General features: G+C 67.4%; 11 protein-coding genes. 9 read left to right on the plus strand and 2 right to left on the minus strand.

All coding sequences use genetic code 11. From position 1 onward, the window contains the following. The first annotated feature begins 119 nt into the window (after window positions 1-119). Genes ACFWUP_RS08475 through ACFWUP_RS08510 form a run of 8 tightly spaced genes read left to right on the plus strand, consistent with a single transcriptional unit; the run spans window position 120 to window position 10,921 of the window. On the plus strand, window positions 120-2,840 hold the full coding sequence (locus ACFWUP_RS08475) for a phosphoenolpyruvate synthase (RefSeq protein ID WP_379232116.1): 2,721 nt from the start codon (window positions 120-122) through the stop codon (window positions 2,838-2,840). Next, window positions 2,837-6,193 carry an AMP-binding protein gene (locus tag ACFWUP_RS08480; protein ID WP_379232118.1) on the plus strand — a complete coding sequence of 1,119 codons (3,357 nt, stop codon included), beginning with the start codon at window positions 2,837-2,839 and terminating at the stop codon, window positions 6,191-6,193. Before ACFWUP_RS08475 ends, ACFWUP_RS08480 begins: the two co-directional genes overlap by 4 nt. Continuing rightward, on the plus strand, window positions 6,190-6,435 hold the full coding sequence (locus tag ACFWUP_RS08485; RefSeq protein ID WP_379232120.1) for an acyl carrier protein: 246 nt from the start codon (window positions 6,190-6,192) through the stop codon (window positions 6,433-6,435). The genes ACFWUP_RS08480 and ACFWUP_RS08485 overlap by 4 nt, the downstream gene beginning before the upstream one ends. Beyond that, complete coding sequence (locus ACFWUP_RS08490) at window positions 6,432-7,520, plus strand: SDR family oxidoreductase (RefSeq protein WP_379232122.1); 1,089 nt, start codon at window positions 6,432-6,434, stop codon at window positions 7,518-7,520. Before ACFWUP_RS08485 ends, ACFWUP_RS08490 begins: the two co-directional genes overlap by 4 nt. Further along, the gene (locus tag ACFWUP_RS08495) at window positions 7,517-8,416 is read left to right on the plus strand and encodes a nucleoside-diphosphate kinase (protein WP_379232124.1); all 900 of its coding nucleotides are present in this window, start codon (window positions 7,517-7,519) and stop codon (window positions 8,414-8,416) included. Before ACFWUP_RS08490 ends, ACFWUP_RS08495 begins: the two co-directional genes overlap by 4 nt. Beyond that, a complete protein-coding gene (locus ACFWUP_RS08500) occupies window positions 8,413-9,366 on the plus strand; it encodes a ScbA/BarX family gamma-butyrolactone biosynthesis protein (protein ID WP_379232126.1) in 954 nt (317 codons plus the stop codon). The genes ACFWUP_RS08495 and ACFWUP_RS08500 overlap by 4 nt, the downstream gene beginning before the upstream one ends. Beyond that, a complete protein-coding gene (locus ACFWUP_RS08505; RefSeq protein ID WP_379232128.1) occupies window positions 9,363-10,001 on the plus strand; it encodes a nitroreductase family protein in 639 nt (212 codons plus the stop codon). Before ACFWUP_RS08500 ends, ACFWUP_RS08505 begins: the two co-directional genes overlap by 4 nt. Further along, window positions 9,998-10,921 carry a hypothetical protein gene (locus ACFWUP_RS08510; RefSeq protein ID WP_379232130.1) on the plus strand — a complete coding sequence of 308 codons (924 nt, stop codon included), beginning with the start codon at window positions 9,998-10,000 and terminating at the stop codon, window positions 10,919-10,921. Before ACFWUP_RS08505 ends, ACFWUP_RS08510 begins: the two co-directional genes overlap by 4 nt. A 6-nt stretch (window positions 10,922-10,927) precedes the next feature. Here the strand turns inward: ACFWUP_RS08510 and ACFWUP_RS08515 are convergent, their stop codons facing one another. After that, window positions 10,928-11,689: an ABC transporter permease gene (locus tag ACFWUP_RS08515; protein WP_379232132.1), complete on the minus strand. Its 762-nt coding sequence runs from the start codon at window positions 11,687-11,689 to the stop codon at window positions 10,928-10,930. After that, on the minus strand, window positions 11,686-12,963 hold the full coding sequence (locus tag ACFWUP_RS08520; RefSeq protein ID WP_379232133.1) for a glycosyltransferase: 1,278 nt from the start codon (window positions 12,961-12,963) through the stop codon (window positions 11,686-11,688). Before ACFWUP_RS08520 ends, ACFWUP_RS08515 begins: the two co-directional genes overlap by 4 nt. 118 nt (window positions 12,964-13,081) lie before the next feature. Here ACFWUP_RS08520 and ACFWUP_RS08525 point away from each other — a divergent pair, with 118 nt between their 5' ends. Then, window positions 13,082-15,655 carry a cytochrome P450 gene (locus tag ACFWUP_RS08525; RefSeq protein WP_379232135.1) on the plus strand — a complete coding sequence of 858 codons (2,574 nt, stop codon included), beginning with the start codon at window positions 13,082-13,084 and terminating at the stop codon, window positions 15,653-15,655. Window positions 15,656-15,715: the final 60 nt, after the last annotated feature.

Here is a 15,715-nt window from a genome sequence, read left to right on the forward strand (position 1 = left end):
TGGGCTGGCGCACCTGTGAAATTTGCATTACTCAGAGAGGGTCCTTTGATCGTGGGTGGCTCCCGGCCGAACCAGCGCGGTGCTTGGTTCGTAGACCGGGAGGTGATGGGAGAGCCGTAGTGCAGGTGCTGGGTCCGTGGTCCGATTCGGTAGTGATCGATGAGCTCGCGGGCGGGAAGGCACGTGGGCTTTTCGGGTTACACAGCAGCGGGGTGCGGGTGCCGCCGTGGGTGGCGCTCGGTAGTGACGCGTTCGCTGCCTTTGTCGACGCGGCAGGGTTGGGTGGTGCGATAGCGAAGTTCGCCGGGATCACCGAGCTGGAGCAGGCGGTGGTCAGCGGGGCCGCGCTGCGTGCCGCGCTGGTGGCCGCGCCGCTGCCCGACGCGGTGCGGGAGCTGGTCGGGCAGGCGAGCGAGCGGCTCGGCACCGGACCGATCGCGGTGCGGTCGTCGGTGCTGGCCGAGGACGGTGCGGACAATTCGTATGCGGGACAGTTCGACACCTTCCTGAATGTGCGCGGGGTCGAGGCGATCGCCGCGCGCGTGCGGGATTGCTGGGCATCGGCCTTCTCCGAGCGGGCGATTCGCTATGCCTTCGCGCGTGAGCTGCCTCGCGCCGGCGCGCCCGCGGTGGTGTTGCAGCAATTGATCACCGCGCGGGCGAGCGGGGTGGTGTTCACCGCGAACCCCACCACGGGCGCGCGGGACGAAGTGGTGATCAGCGCGGTGTACGGGCTGGGGGAGGGCCTGGTGTCGGGCGCGGTGGACGCCGATTCGGTGACCGTCGACAAGGTCGACGGTGCGATGCTCGACAGTGTGCTGGGGGACAAGGACCGCCGCTTCGAACCCGGGGGCGAACAGGGCTGCGAGATTGTCGAGGTGGACGCCGAACAACGCGGTGTCGCCGTACTCGACGACGCCGAGGTCGCCGAACTGACCGAGGTCGGCCGCAAGCTCGAAACCCACTGGGGTGCACCGCAAGACATCGAATGGGCCATCGACGATACCGGCATCTGGGTCCTGCAGTCCCGTCCGATCACCACCCTCGCAGCGCCGCCCGCTCCGGGGCGCACGGTGGAACTGCGTGGTGCGGGCGAGACGATTCCGGCCGGTGAGCTGCGAATCTGGGACAACTCCAACATTATCGAGAGTTTCAACGGCGTCACTTCACCGCTCACCTACACCACCGCGGCCGATATCTACGGCCGCGTGTACCGGGGTTACGCGCAATCGCTGGGGGTGCCCGAAGAACAATTGCGCCAGACCGATGCGTGGACTTCGGTGCTGCTGGGCACTTTTCACGGCCACGTCTACTACAACCTGCTGCACTGGTACCGCATGGTCGGCATCGCACCCGGCTATCCGCTCAACCGCAAGGTCCTCGAAGCCGCACTCGGCGTGGACGAGCCACTCGAAGACGACATAGCGAAAACGCTGCGCCCGTTCGTATTCCGCAGTCCCATCGCCCGGTTGCGCTCGCGCGCGCTGACCACGGTGACCTACGTTCGGCGGCTCTTCGGCATCGATGACATGGTCGAACAGTTCAGCGCCGAGTTCTACCGGGTCTACGACGAATACGACGCCCTGGACTACACCACCCTGACCGGTCCGCAGGCGTACGAGGCCTACCGCAAGGTCGACAAGGACCTGGTCGAGCGCTGGGGCCCGCTCATGGTCCTGGACGCGATTCTGCTCACCCTCACCGGCTTCACCTATCTGCTCACCAAGCTGTTCCTGCCCAAGGCGCCGGAGTGGTTCCTCTACGCCGTGGTCGGCCCGGGAGCCGATGTCGAATCGGCCGAGCCCGCCCGCGCCATGACCGAACTGGCACGGCTGGTGCGCGCGGACGCGGATCTGACCGAACTCGTCAATTCCACTGCACCGGAACAGATTTACGCCGAGCTGCAACAGTCCGGCCGCGAAGGCTTCCTCGCTCAGGTGGACAGCTATATCGAGCGCTACGGCTACCGCAGTCTCGATGAGCTGAAGCTGGAGACCCCGGATCTGCGCGAGGATCCGGCGAGCCTGTTCGTCATGCTGCGCAGCGCCTCGGGTCGCGTCGGTGATGCCGCCACCGCGAGCCGCTCGGTGGAGGCCGATGCCTACCTGGACGCGAACCTGCGCGGGCTGCGCCGCCGCGTCTATGAGCGCCTGCGCACCAAGGCTTCTCGCTGTGCCGCGCATCGCGAACGGCTGCGCTTCTGCCGTACCCGTGCCTTCGGCATGATCAAGCGGATGATCCGCGCCATGGGCCGGGATCTGGTCGCGCGCGGGGTGCTCGACGAATTCGCCGACGTGTTCTACCTGACCAACGAGGAATTGCGCGGCTCCTACGAGGGCCAGGACACCGCGGACCTGCGCGACCTGGTGGCGGGCCGGAAAGCGCTGCGGGCCAGGGACTCCGCGCTCGTGGCGCCCGCGCGATTCCGGACCGTGGGACCGCGGCTGGGTCGTGCGGAGCTGGCGGGGCAGGGCTGGGTGCCCATCACCACCACCGCTGCCGCGACGGTGGGTACGGTGCTCGCCGGAACGCCCTCTGCCGCAGGCGTAGTCGAGGGTCCGGCGGTAGTCGTGGACGAACCGCGCGATGTGGCGGGTGGCATTCTGGTCGCCTATCGCACCGATCCGGGCTGGGTGGCGGCTCTGCCGTCGGCCACCGCGCTGGTCATCGAACGGGGCAGCCCGCTGACCCATGTGGCTATTGTGGCGCGTGAACTGGGCGTGCCGACCGTGGTCCAGGTCAAGGACGCTGCCACGCGATTGCGTACGGGTATGCGCATTCGCGTGGATGGGGTCAATGGCACGGTCACGGTACTCGCCGAAGGAGTTCTCCCCCGATGAAGCTCTCTGAAGATTGTGCGGCCGTGCGGGATTGGCTCGCCCACCCGTCGGAGACCGCCGGTATCCACCTGGCTGACGAGGACGACGGCTGGGAGTACCGCAGCTACCGCGAACTGGCCGATCAAACGTGGTCGATCGCCGCGCTCATGCGTGCGCACGGACTCGGCGACGGCGACGGTGCCTGCGTCATCATGCCGACCGGATTCCCCTGTGTCGCTGCCTTTTACGCGGTGTGGGCGTGCGGTGGCGTGTTCACGCCGGTGGCCCCGCCCATGTTCGGCGACCTCGAACAGATCATCGCCCATATCGCGGCCGTTCTGGAGCAGGCCACCCCACGCCTGGTGGTGACCTCGCCGGAGTTCGAAACCTTCGTGCGTCAGGCCGCCGAACGCGCGGGTTACGACGAGGCCGTGCTGGTGATCGATACCGCGACTCTCGAACCTGCCGGTGAGACAAGGGAATTCGGTGCGCCGGCCGAAGTAGCGCTGCTGCAGTTCACCTCCGGTTCGACCGGGACGCCCCGTGGCGTGCAGGTGAGCTGGCCGAACCTGACGAACAATATCGCCATGATCACCCGACTGTTGGAATGGCAGCCGGGTGAAGTGATGGTGTCGTGGCTGCCGCTCTACCACGATATGGGTCTGGTCGGCGCGCTCCTCGCCACAGTGACCAACCAGGGCGGGCTCTACCTCATGCGCCCCGACCAGTTCGTGCGCGAGCCTGCCCGCTGGCTGCGGACCATGACGCACGCCCAACACTCACTCTCGCCGTCGTTCGCGCTCGGCTATGTGGCGCACCGGGTTCGGCCCGAGGAGATCGCGGATCTGGACCTGTCCGGCTGGCGGACCCTGGCGATCGGTTCCGAACCGGTCGAGGTATCGGACCTGATGTCGTTCGCGAATCTCACCGGGCCGCAAGGCTTTTCCATGGGCTCTTATACGCTGGCCTACGGCCTCGCCGAGGCGACGCTCATGGTCACCTCCTCACCCACCCGTCGGCCGATCACCGCACTGCGCATCGACAACCCGAATCTCCGTTTCGGACAGCGGGTTCCGGTGCTGGAGGAGGCGCTCATCGATGACGCCCGCCGGGTCGATGGCGCGGGCTGGATCACCGGCCTCGGCTACTCCACCCCCGAATCGACGGTCACCGTGGTCGACGACGAGGGCCACGAACTCCCCGACGGCGTTCTCGGTGAGATGGTGGTGTCCGGCGGTTCGGTGGCACTCGGCTACGCCGGCTCCGCCGGTGCGGGCTCGTCGACGCATATCAGCGACGGCAAGCTGTACTCGGGCGACGCCGGATTCCGCTATCGCGATGAGGTTTTCGTACTCGGCCGGATGGGTTCGAGCCTGAAGGTGCGCGGGCGCCCGGTGTTCATGGAGGACATCGAATCCCGGATCGCACAGGACACCGGCATCACCAAGGGAAAACTCGCCGCCGTCGGTATCACCGACGCGGGGGAGCGGGGTATCGCCCTGTTCGCCGAGACCGCCGCCGGTGACTGGATCACCGAGGCGCGCAAGATCATTCGTGGTCATCTCGGCCCCGCGCACACCATCAGCATCGTCACCGGGCCGCGCGGGCTCATCAGGCGCACGTCCAGCGGCAAGCCGCGTCGCCGCCACATGTGGCAGCTGCTGCGCGACGGCGCGCTCGACGGGGCGGTGGTGCACGACGCCGAGACTGCCCAGCCGGGTCTGCCCGAGCAGCGGGTCCGGCAGCTGCTCGACGCCGCGCTGGAAGCCGTCGCGGTGCCCGCCGATGCGGCCGTGCTCTTCGAAGGCTCCCTGGCCGAGGGGTTCGGCAACGAGGGCTCCGATATCGACTTCTTCGTCGTCGCCGAGGGCTCCGAAGAGCTGCCCACCCTGCCGACCGTGCTGTTCCTCGACGGCAGGCGGGTGGAGGTGCGCACCCGATCGGTGGCGCAATTACGGCGCCAGCTCGAGCAGGTCGCCGCCGAGCCGAGCGAGGATCTGCTCAATCGCTGCCAGCGCTTCCTGCGGGCCACGGTCCTGCGCACGGGGGCGGTCGATCTCGACGCGCTGCGCTCGATCATCACCTACCCCGACTTCAGTGCGGTGACGGCCGACTGGTGGGCCGCACGCGCCACCCAGGCCCTGCGTTTCGCTGTCGCCCTGCGCGCCTTCGGTGCCCGAGCCGAGGCCGACGAATGGGCCGCGGACGGTCTGCTCCAAGCCGTGAAGAGCTGGGCAGCCCGCCGCGGTGAGACCTATGTCGAAACCAAATGGCTGCCCACGCAGCTCGATCGCCTCGGTTCGCACGAGCTGATCGACCGGTATCGGTCGCTGACGGATCCGGCGGCCGACCGCGGCGAGCAAACGCACTGGGAACAGCTGCTGACTCTGGCAACCGAACTCGGCATCACCGACATCGCCGACGACCCGCACCGCATCATCTTCGCGCGCAGACCGCAGGTCACGACCTGGTCCATCGGCTCCCGCGTACACGTGCTGCGCGCGGACAACGAGGTCTTCGCTCTCGCCGATGACGCCGCGATCGCCTGGCGTTCGGTGGTGTTCCGGCATTCGGTGCGCGATGTACTGGCCCGTGCACGCCACGACATCGGCGGAGCACTGGCCGAGTTCGTCCGGCTGGGTCTGGTCGGATTGCAGTGGCGCGGAGGCGATGTCATCGAACCCGCGCTGGCCATGTGTAAACCGGTGCAGCCCTACACCCCCGTGCCGAGCACAGCCGCACCCGCACTCGGGCTGTCCGGAGCCGCCTCCGAGGCCGAAATCGCTTCCCTCGTACCGATTTCCGCCGCCAAGTTCACCGAATGTGGACTGAACCTGGTGTTCTCCAATGTGGTGCTGGAAAATGCCCGCGAAGACCTTGTCGGAGCCATCAAGAGCGCGCAGGGTGCAGTCGCCGACATCTCGGGACATCGACTCACCGCCATGGGCGTGCGAGTGATGCTGTCCGCGTTCGGAATCCAGCCCCTACCTGCGGATGTCGCCCCCGTCGACACCGTGCGCCGACTGGTTCCTCCGCACGCACCACAGTGCGAGGAGTTGCTCGCCAAGCTGGAAGCGGCACGGCAAGTGCGGTTCTCGGCAATCATCGCGACCGGTGGCGACCCCCTCGAAGGCCTCGCGGTCCTCGACGACTTCGTCACCCTGGCGCGTCGCGTCGCCGGGGAACCCGACTCCGTTAACGGTTTCCCCGCCTCGTTCGATTCCCGCGAACAGTGGCAGCGCACTCTCGCCATCGGCTACGACTGGCTACGCATAGCGGGTTACCTGAAGACCGAACTGCCCCTGGACGAAATGCGCGACCTCCTCGCCAGCGGCGGGCAGCAGCCGCACCTGCGTGAAAGCGAGCACTCATGAGCACCGATCCCGCCGCCCGCGTTCGCGACATCGTCGCCACCATGGCACCGCAGCCGCCAGGGCAACTGTCCGATACCCACAGGCTCATCGAGGATCTCGGCTACGACTCGCTGCGTCTCATGGAGCTCACGCTGGTGCTGGAACGCACCTTCGGGCTGCCTCGATACCGCCCCGAGGACCTCATCGGCGTGTTGCGGGTGGATCAGGTCATCGAGCTGGTTGCCCGAACGGTGGCGGCATGAGTGCGCGCGACCTGGTGCTGGTCACCGGCGCCAGCGGCCTGGTCGGTGCCGAGGTGGTGGCGCGATTCAATGCCGCCGGTCTGCCCGTAGCCGCTGTGCTGCACAGCAATTCGTCGATTGTCCGCAATGACGGCTCAACCGCGGAGGCTCAGCTTCGGGTCGCGGGCGATATCCGCACGCCGGGGTTCGGGTTCCTGCCGCAGGACAAGGCCGAACTCGCCGAACGCGTGGGCATGATCGTGCACTCCGCGGCGACCACCGCCTTCGACGCCACCGACACCACCTACGAAGAACTGAATGTGCGCGGCACGGCCAACGCCATCGAATTGGCTCTCGAATGGGGCGTGCCGCTCGTGCACGTGAGCACCGCCTACGTCTGTGGCATGCGCGGCGGCACCGTTCCCGAGGAAGAGCTGCCCGCCGGTCACGCATTCGGAAATGGCTACGAGGAGAGCAAGTTCCGCGCCGAAGCGCTGGTTCGCGGCGCGGGTGAGCGCGGCCTGCGGTGGGCCATCGTGCGGCCGGGCATCGTCACCGGTGACAGCACTACCGGCGTGATTCGCGAGTACAAGAACCTCTACACCGTCGTCAAACTCATGGTCGAAGGCAAGCTGCGTACGCTGCCCGGCCGCTACGACGCGACGCTGTCGCTCGCGCCGGTCGATCACGTGGCCGAGGTGATCACCACGGCCGCACTGGGATTCGACGCCGCTGAAGGGCGCACCCTGCACGCACTCGGCCGGGACACGCTGTCGCTGCGTGAGGTCTCCGACGTGCTCGCGGAGTACCCGTCCTTCGAGGTGGCCACCTTCGTCCCCGAAACCACCTTCCGCGCCGACGAACTCGATGCCATCGAACGCGAGTACTACCTGCGCATCGGCTCGCTCTACACCAGCTATTTCAAACGCCGCGTGGTGTTCGACACCGCCGCGGCCGATGCGATTCTCGGCCGGTCCGCCCCGGCCACCGGAAAGGACTATCTGCGTATGCTCCTGGACTATTGCTTGGAGTCGGGCTATCTGGGCACGCCGCTGGTGTCGGTCGCGGAAATGCTGGCGCGCACCGAGATCGGTGGTCGAGCATGACCACCGTCCCGCTCCGCGCATTGCTCTCACAGCTGACGCCGTCCGAGCCGAAAGTCGACGCCTACATCGAAGACACGTATGTTCTCGAGACCGTCGAGCAGCTAGAGCGCATGGCAATCGATGCCGCGACCTTCGCCAGGGAGCATTCGCTACTGCTGCTCAAACCCGACGCGATAGTCGCGCGTGCCGTCGAGCCCACCCTGCAATGGCTGGACGAGAACGGTTTCCGCGTGGTCGGCGCCCAGCGCGTGGCGGTGGACCGGAATCTGGCGCGCGCCCTGTGGTACTTCGCCTGGAATATCGCCTCACCGCAACGCCGCCGCCTGGCCGATCTGCTGGTGGGCATTTCCGATGTGCTGCTGCTGGTCATCCAGGGCCCGGATACCGAACCTCCGGTGTCGGTCCGCCTCACCGCGGTCAAGGGTCCGACCGATCCACGCAAGCGGCAGCCGGGCGAGCTGCGGTATCTGCTCGGCAGGCACAGCTACCTGCTCAACCTCGTCCATTCGCCCGACGATCCGGCCGATGTCCTGCGCGAACTCGCCATCTACTTCGATGAGCGGACCAGGTCGCAGGTGCTCACCCAGGCGCTCACGGGCACGGACCAGACGGCGACGGCCACGGCGCTCGCACACGAGCTCTACGCCGAAGCCCCAGCTCGCAGTTTCGACCATGCGGACGCGCTCACCCGGGTGTGCGGTGAGCTCGGGGTGCCGGAGCCGGAGTCCGGCGCGGACTGTGCCGAACTGCTGGAGGCGGCATGGGCCGAGGGCCGGGACCTGGATCCCTGGTCGGTCATCGTGCTCGGTTCCTACGTTCTTCCCATGCGCGTCGGTTCGCAGCCACAAACCTTGCCGCCGGTCAGCGTCGACGATTGGCTGGAGGCACGACTGTGACCCATACCCGAGCCGTGACGGCCTCCCATATCCGCACCGTCTCCCGGTCGCTCGCGCACCGGCAGGCTGTCGCCGAAGTGTTCGTGACCTCCCTGGACGCGGTCGCACCCGACACCTTCGTGGTCGGCGCCCAATTGCCGCGTATGCACGCCCATTACGGCGATCACGTCGGTGCGCTGAGTCTGCGCCATGATCTGGTGCTGGTCATGGAGGCAGCCCGGCAGGCCTCCATCGCGGTGACCCACGAGTTCTACGACATCCCCACCGACCGGGCGTTCCTGGTCCGCACTTTCAACGGCACCGGGCCCGACACCACCGCCTGGGATATCGGCACCGCACCGGCGGATCTGGACATGCGGGTGCGGGCATTGCGCACGCACTACCGGGGCGATGCACTCGAGGGCCTGGACCTGGTGCTCGATATCAGCTGCGCGGGTGTGCCCATGACGACCGTGGACGGATCGTTCTCCTGGGTTTCGCCGAGCCGATGGGCCGGAATCCGGACGGGGTTCCGGAAACAGCTGGGGCTCGGCACGTTTCACAGCGCCGCACCGGTGGGTGAGCGCGCGCCCGCGGCTCTCGTCGGCCGGGAGAACCCGCGCAATGTGGTGATCGGACCGCCGACATCGAGTGGCGGCATCACCCGTGCGGCGCTCGTGGCCGACACCTCGCATCCGATTCTGTTCGACCACGAGCTCGACCACGTCCCCGGCAACCTGCTCATCGAAGCGTGTAGGCAGATCGCGCTTGCCGCGCTACAGCCCGACCTGCGGAGATTGATCAGTGTGACAAGCACTTTCATTTCCTTCGTCGAGCTGGACCTGCCCGCGGAATGTGTCGCCGAGATCGTGGACGTCGGCGTCGATTCCACCGTGGTGCGCTGTGAGATCGAGCAGCAGGGCGCGGTGGCGGCTCGCATCGATCTCGAATTCGCCGGGGCCGACCGATGATGGGGGTCGAGCTGCTGACCACCACGCGGGCGTTCCGGCGGCGATTGGACCTGCACCGCGAGGTCTCGCGCCAGGACCTGCTGGACTGCCTCGACATCGCGGTGCACGCCCCCAGCGGCACCAACCGCCAGCCGTGGCGCTTCGTGGTGGTGCAGGATCCGGAGCTGAAACGACAGGTCGCCGAGTACTACCGAAAAGGTTTCGCCGCCTATCTGTCCGCCCGCACGCCGCGACCGGATCAGCTCGCGGACCTGGCCTCCGGCCGGTATCTGGCCGAGCATCTGCACGAGGTCCCCGCGCTGGTGGTGGTCTGTGCCCTCGGTCGCCCGCCCGCTGAGCCGTCGGCGCTGCGACTGGCCAGCTTCTACGGGTCGATCTATCCGGCGGTGTGGAACTTCATGCTGGCTCTGCGCGAACGCGGCCTCGGCTCCACCATGACCACCGCGCATCTGGTCTACGAGCGGGAAGTCGCCGAGCTGTTGGGCATTCCCGACGACGTCACCCAGGTGGCGCTGCTGCCGGTGGCGCACCTGCTGCCCGGTGCGGACAAACCCGCGCCGCGTCGCACACCGGCGGTCGAGGTGACCGGGTGGGACGGCTGGGAACGGCCGATGCCGGGAGAGCCGCAGCCGTGAGTGCCCGCCCGAACCTTGTCGCATCCATCGGGCGGATCGTGCGATTCACCCGGGTGATGTACAAACCGCACTACCTGCTCTACGGGGTGCTGTGGGTCCTGGCCCTGGAGGGCACGGCAGCTCTTGTCTCACAACCGGATACGACGTGGACCCCCACCGGTGCGACAGCGACGCGTATCGCGATAGTGGCCGTTGTGCTGCTCTATCTGCGCATGGTCGACGAACAGAAGGACCTGGAGTACGACCGCGTCCACAATCCCGACCGACCCCTGGTCACCGGGGCGGTCAGCGCGGTCGAATTGCGCAGTGCCATGGGCGTTATCGCGTTCGTTTCGATCGTCGGCAGCCTGGCGCTGTCGGTGACCTCAGCGGTCATGATCGCCGCTGTGCTCGTCTACGGGCTGCTGCTGTGGGGAGTGGAGCGGCTGTCGGAGACCGTGCGCACGAACATCCTGCTGAATCTCGTTGTGACGTATCCGGTGCAGTTGATCGTGACCGGGTACGTGGTGCTGTCGGCCGTGGATACCGGGGAGGTCGGGTCGAGTCGGCGGGTAGCGGTCATCGCGATCGTCTTCGCGGGTGCGTTCCTGCAGTTCGAGTTCGCTCGCAAGACCTCACGGATCAACAGGCGAGGGGAATTGCTGTACTCGAACGCGCTGGGCACATCCGGCAGCGTGGCTGTGTCGCTGCTGCTCGCACTGGTGGCGGTGGTGTGCGAAATTGCGATAGTGCGGCCCTGGGACCACAGCGAGCCCGCCGCCCTGATCGGCTGGATCCCCTTGGCGCTACTGCTGATTCCCGCCGCCGGAGCCTGGAAGTTCCATCGTTCGGACGAGCCGGACTACCCGGCGGTGCCCGCGGTCCTTTTCATCCTGGCCCTGTACATCACGCTCCTCGTCCAGGCGCTCGTCCTGACCTGATCGACGTCAGCGGCGCGCCAGCCGCCCGTAAATAGTTGCGGCACCGGCGAAGCCGGCCACCGCGAGCGCCACACACCACGCCACGGCCACACCCCAATTCCCAGCACCTGTCGCGTCCAACTGTCCACGCACCGTGTCCACGATCGGCGTCGCGGGCTGGTGTTCGGCGAAGCCCTGCATCCAGCTCGGCATGGTGGTGGTCCGCACGAACGCGCTGCTGACGTAGGGGATGAAGGTGATCGCGTAGGTGAGCCCGCCCGCCGCCTCCGGATTGTCCACGGCCATCCCGAGTGCCACGGCGATCCAGGTCACGGCCACCACGAACAGCGTGACGATCGCGAACGCCCCCAGCCAGCCGAGCGGACCCGCGGCCGGGCGATACCCGAGCGCCACCGCCACACCGACCGCGATACCGATGGCAGCCACAGTCCGAACCACGCCCTCGACGACATGCCCGGCGATCAGGGCCTGCCGGAACATGGGCAGGGTCCGGAAGCGATCGATACTGCCCTTCGTCATGTCGGCGCACACCGCGGTCGCGGTGATCGATGCCCCGAATCCGGTGCAGAGCAACATGATTCCCGGCACCACGTAATCCAGGTACGGCCCACCCACATCGATGGCCCCGCCGAAGACGTAGGTGAACAACAGCATGACCAGGATCGGCATGGTCAGCGAGATGATCAGCGTGTCCGTGCTGCGCAGCGTCCGCCGCGCGCAGCGCCGGAACATGACGAACGTATCGGCGAGGATCACGGGCGTCGTCACTTGGCGGCGGCCTCGATGAGGTCGGCGGCATACGCGGTCGTGCCCTCGGTGCGCAGCGTGCGCGCGAATTCCGCCACCCGAGCGCGCCGCTCGGCGGTGAGCAGCGGGGCCAGCTTCTGCTCCAGCCGCGCCGAGGTGAGTTTCGTGAACGGCAGATGCGCGCCGAGCCCGAGCCGTTCGACCTGTCCGCCCCACAGGGGTTGCTCGAACGACACCGAGCACACCAGCGTCGGCAAGCCTGCGCGCAGGCTCTCGAACAGGGTGCCGATCCCGCCGTGATGTACCGCGGCGGCGCAGCGCGGGAACACGGCGTCGTGGGCGAAGTCGCCGACGATCTTGAGCTGTGCGCCGTGGTGGGCCGTCCCGGTGTCCAGATCACTCCAGCCCGCACTCACCAGCGCGCGCACGCCCAGCCGGGCGGAGACCTCGTCGACCATGGACAGCACGGCGCCCGCATCGCGAACCGGCATGCTGCCGAAGCCGAAGAAGACCGGCGGTTCACCCTCGTCGATCCAGGAGAGAATGCCGTCGTGATCGCCCGCCAGATCGCCGACAGCCACCCGGGTGTCGTGATCGAGGGTCAGAAAGCCGGTGAAGGGCCTGCGCTCGTCCCACTGCTCGGGCAGGCCCGGCACCAAGGCGGGATCGTAGATCTGGATTTCGGTGACATCCATCCGAGCAAGGGTGGCGGCCGGGCCCGCGAACGACCTCTTCAGGCCCAGCATGTCCCGCAGATCGTTGAGGTAACGCGCGAACACCACGCGACGCAGATTCTCCGCGAGCGTCCACGTCGCCCGGTTGATCGCGGCCGGTGGACTCCACTGCGGCGGCAGCGCGCCGGGGAACGGGTAGGCGCTGTTGGCTCTGATCGGGAAGTAGTGCACCACGACCAGCGGCACGCCCATGGCCTCGGCCACCGAACTCGCGCGGTCCTCGGTCACCGTGCTCGCGACGATCAGGTCCGCGCCCGCGCACACCTCGATGACCTCGCGATTCATCTGCTGGGCGTACCCCGACATCTGTTTCGCGACCAACTGCATCAACCGCAGCGTATTGCCCGCCGCCAGCGCGCGCTGGCCCTCGTCGGAGCTGTAGAGCTGTTGCACATCGGGCCCGCAGGCGCGGGCTTCGAGCCCGGCGGCGGTGACGAACTCGACCAGGTTCGGCGGGGCTCCGATCAGCACATCATGACCACGCCGCCGTAACTCCACTCCCAGCGCCACAATGGGGTGCACGTCGCCACGGGTTCCGGTGAGCGGTATCGCTATGCGCAAGGTGCTTCTTTCGGCGTCGGAGTGGGGCCCATCGACAGTGTGTGCTGCTCGGTACACCGTCCAGACCATGGAAATATGGGCATTTCAGCCGGCGTCGGGCGTCCGTACACTGGCATCGGTGCATATCGCGATGTTCGTGGATTATCACCCGGCGACACTCGGTGGCGTCCAGACCGCGGTCGACGCCTTGCGTCGTGGGCTCGAGCGGGGCGGTCACCGCGTCACCCTGTTCGTCGCACCATCGCCGGGACTGACGTCCGACGATCCGAATGTCGTGCAGTTGCAGCCGCTTTCGGGCCTGGCGATGAACGGCTTCGCGGTGGTGGCGCCCACCGGGCGTAATGACGCACTGATCGATTCGGTGTTCGCCGCGCGCGGACCGGTCGATGTGGTGCACACCCACACAACATACGGCGTCTCGATCGCTGGGATGAAAGCCGCTCGGCGGCACCGCATCCCGCTCGTTCACACCGCGCAGAGCCGTGATGACGCGTTCATCGAGCGCAATTCGCCCGCACCGTATCCGGCGGCCTTGGCCCTGCGCGCGCTGCACGGGCGTTTCGTCCCGCACGACCATCACATGCCCCGTCGTGCGGAGAGCCGAGCGGCCCGCCATGCGTGGTGGACGATCGTGGCACAGGGTCAAGCGGCCGATCAGGTGATCGCCCCGACCCGCCACTTCGCCGACCTCCTGGTCGGGCACGGGCTCACCCGATCGGTTCGCGTGATCTCCAACGGCGTCGACGACGCGCTGCTCGACGGTGTTTCCGTGCCGGAGCCCGCGACGGACGGCCCGCTGCGACTGGTCTGGTGCGGGCGGCTCTCGGCGGAAAAGCGCCTCCTCGAATCGATCGAGGCGGTGCGGCACACCGACAACTGCACCCTCGACATCTACGGGGAGGGCGATCTGCACGGCCCAGCGACGAGCCTGATCGCCGAGTACCGTCTGGCGGATCGAATCCGATTGCACGGCAGAGCGACTCAGGTCGAATGCCTGGAGGCCATGGCCGCAGCCGACGCGCTGCTGTTCACATCGCACGGTTTCGACACCCAGGGCATGGTGCTGCTCGAAGCGCTGGCGGTCGGCCTGCCGATCGTCTACTGCGATCCCGCACTCGACGAGACGGTTCCCGAGGGTGGCGGCATCCGTTCGGCGGACCCGTCCCGCGAAGCGCTCACCGAGACCCTGGTGCAGCTGGCCGCTGATCGATCGATGCTCGCGGATATGCGAAAGATCGTGGGGGAGCGGACCGATTCGGTGCGGCAGTCCCGCCAGATCGAATCGGTTCTCGAGATCTACCGCCGCGCCGGCGAAACACCTGCGGACCAGCCACTGCCGCGCACCCTCGCGGAGGTCCCCACCGCTCCCGGAGAGCTCCCGGTGCTCGGACACAGCCTGCGCGCCCTCACCGACGCCCCCGGCTTCGTGACCTCACTCTCCGCCCTCGGCCCCATCGTCCGAATCCGCTTCGGCAACAAAACCGGCTACCTCCTCACCACTCCCGAACTCGTCCGCGAAGTAGCCTTGAGCACAGCCGAATTCGACCGCGAAGACCTCCGTGAGGCCATCGAGGACGTAGCGGGCGGCTCGGTCAATGTCCTGCGCGGTGAGGAACACAAACTCCGCCGCAGAATGATCTCGCCCGCGCTGCGCCAAACCCGCCTGGCCGAATACGCCCATGCCGCAGCCGATATCGCCAACACCTGGGCGGCCGGACTCCCCGCTGGTGAGCGGGTGAACCTCATGGACGAAGCCCACGGCCTTGTCCTGGACACCGTCTCGGCCACCTTGTTCACGGCGGACTTCGGCGCGACCGCCCGCCGCGAGATCCGCGACAATGTCCCCTGGTTGCTGAGTCAGGTGATCATGCGCACCGCCCTACCCCCGCAGCTGCGACGACTGCGCGTCATCGCCAACTATCGCTGGCGAACCAAGGCCCGCCACCTGCGCACCGCCGTCGGCGCGATCATCACCGAATATCGCCGCCGCGACGAAGATTTCAACGACGTGGTCTCCGCGCTCATCCGCCACACCGACAGCGAAACCGGCGCGACCCTCTCCGACGACCACATCATCGACGAGGCGATCCTCATGCTCGCCGGTGGCGTGGGCTCCATGGCCTCGCTGGCAGGCTGGCTCTGGCACGAGGTGATGCGCCACCCCGACGTAGCCGACCGCCTCTACGCCGAACTCGACACGGTGATCGGTTCGGCCCCGGTCACTCCCGAACACCTTTCCGACCTGCCCTATCTCAAACAGGTGGTAGCGGAAACCATCCGCTTCTGGGGCCCGTGGATCAGCGCCGCCAACGCCACCGAAGACATCCACCTCGGTACCCTGACCATCCCCGCGGGATCCCCGATCATGTTCAGCCCCTACATGGTTCAGCACGACCCCCGCTACTTCCCGAACCCGGAATCCTTCGACCCTTCCCGCTGGGACCCCGACCGCTCCGATGACGCCGCCAAGACAGCCAGCCTCTCCTTCGGCGTAGGCCGCAGGCGCTGCCTGGGCGACCACTTCGCCATGCTCGAAATCGCCATGGCCACCGCGGCCCTGCTGACCCGCTGGCGGCCTGCCCCCACCCCGAAATCCCGAGTCCGAGCCTCGAACCGGGACTTCGTCCTCTCGCCCTCGGCCCTGCCGGTGGTCCTGCATCCTCGAATGCTTGCGGGATCGTTGCGAGACTGAGACACCGAGATCGGACGGGTCGCCTTTCCTGCGATTCGATTACGCACCGCCCCAGTCGGA

The sequence above is a fragment of the Nocardia sp. NPDC058658 genome, from assembly GCF_042716665.1.
In the GTDB taxonomy this organism is placed as follows: Bacteria; Actinomycetota; Actinomycetes; order Mycobacteriales; family Mycobacteriaceae; genus Nocardia.

Excerpts from the sequence above, each read along its gene's own strand:
- ACFWUP_RS08480 (WP_379232118.1), top strand. The coding sequence starts at position 2,837 with ATGAAGCTCTCTGAAGATTGTGCGGCCGTGCGGGATTGGCTCGCCCAC.
- ACFWUP_RS08485 (WP_379232120.1), top strand. The coding sequence starts at position 6,190 with ATGAGCACCGATCCCGCCGCCCGCGTTCGCGACATCGTCGCCACCATG.
- ACFWUP_RS08490 (WP_379232122.1), top strand. The coding sequence starts at position 6,432 with ATGAGTGCGCGCGACCTGGTGCTGGTCACCGGCGCCAGCGGCCTGGTC.
- ACFWUP_RS08495 (WP_379232124.1), top strand. The coding sequence starts at position 7,517 with ATGACCACCGTCCCGCTCCGCGCATTGCTCTCACAGCTGACGCCGTCC.
- ACFWUP_RS08505 (WP_379232128.1), top strand. The coding sequence starts at position 9,363 with ATGATGGGGGTCGAGCTGCTGACCACCACGCGGGCGTTCCGGCGGCGA.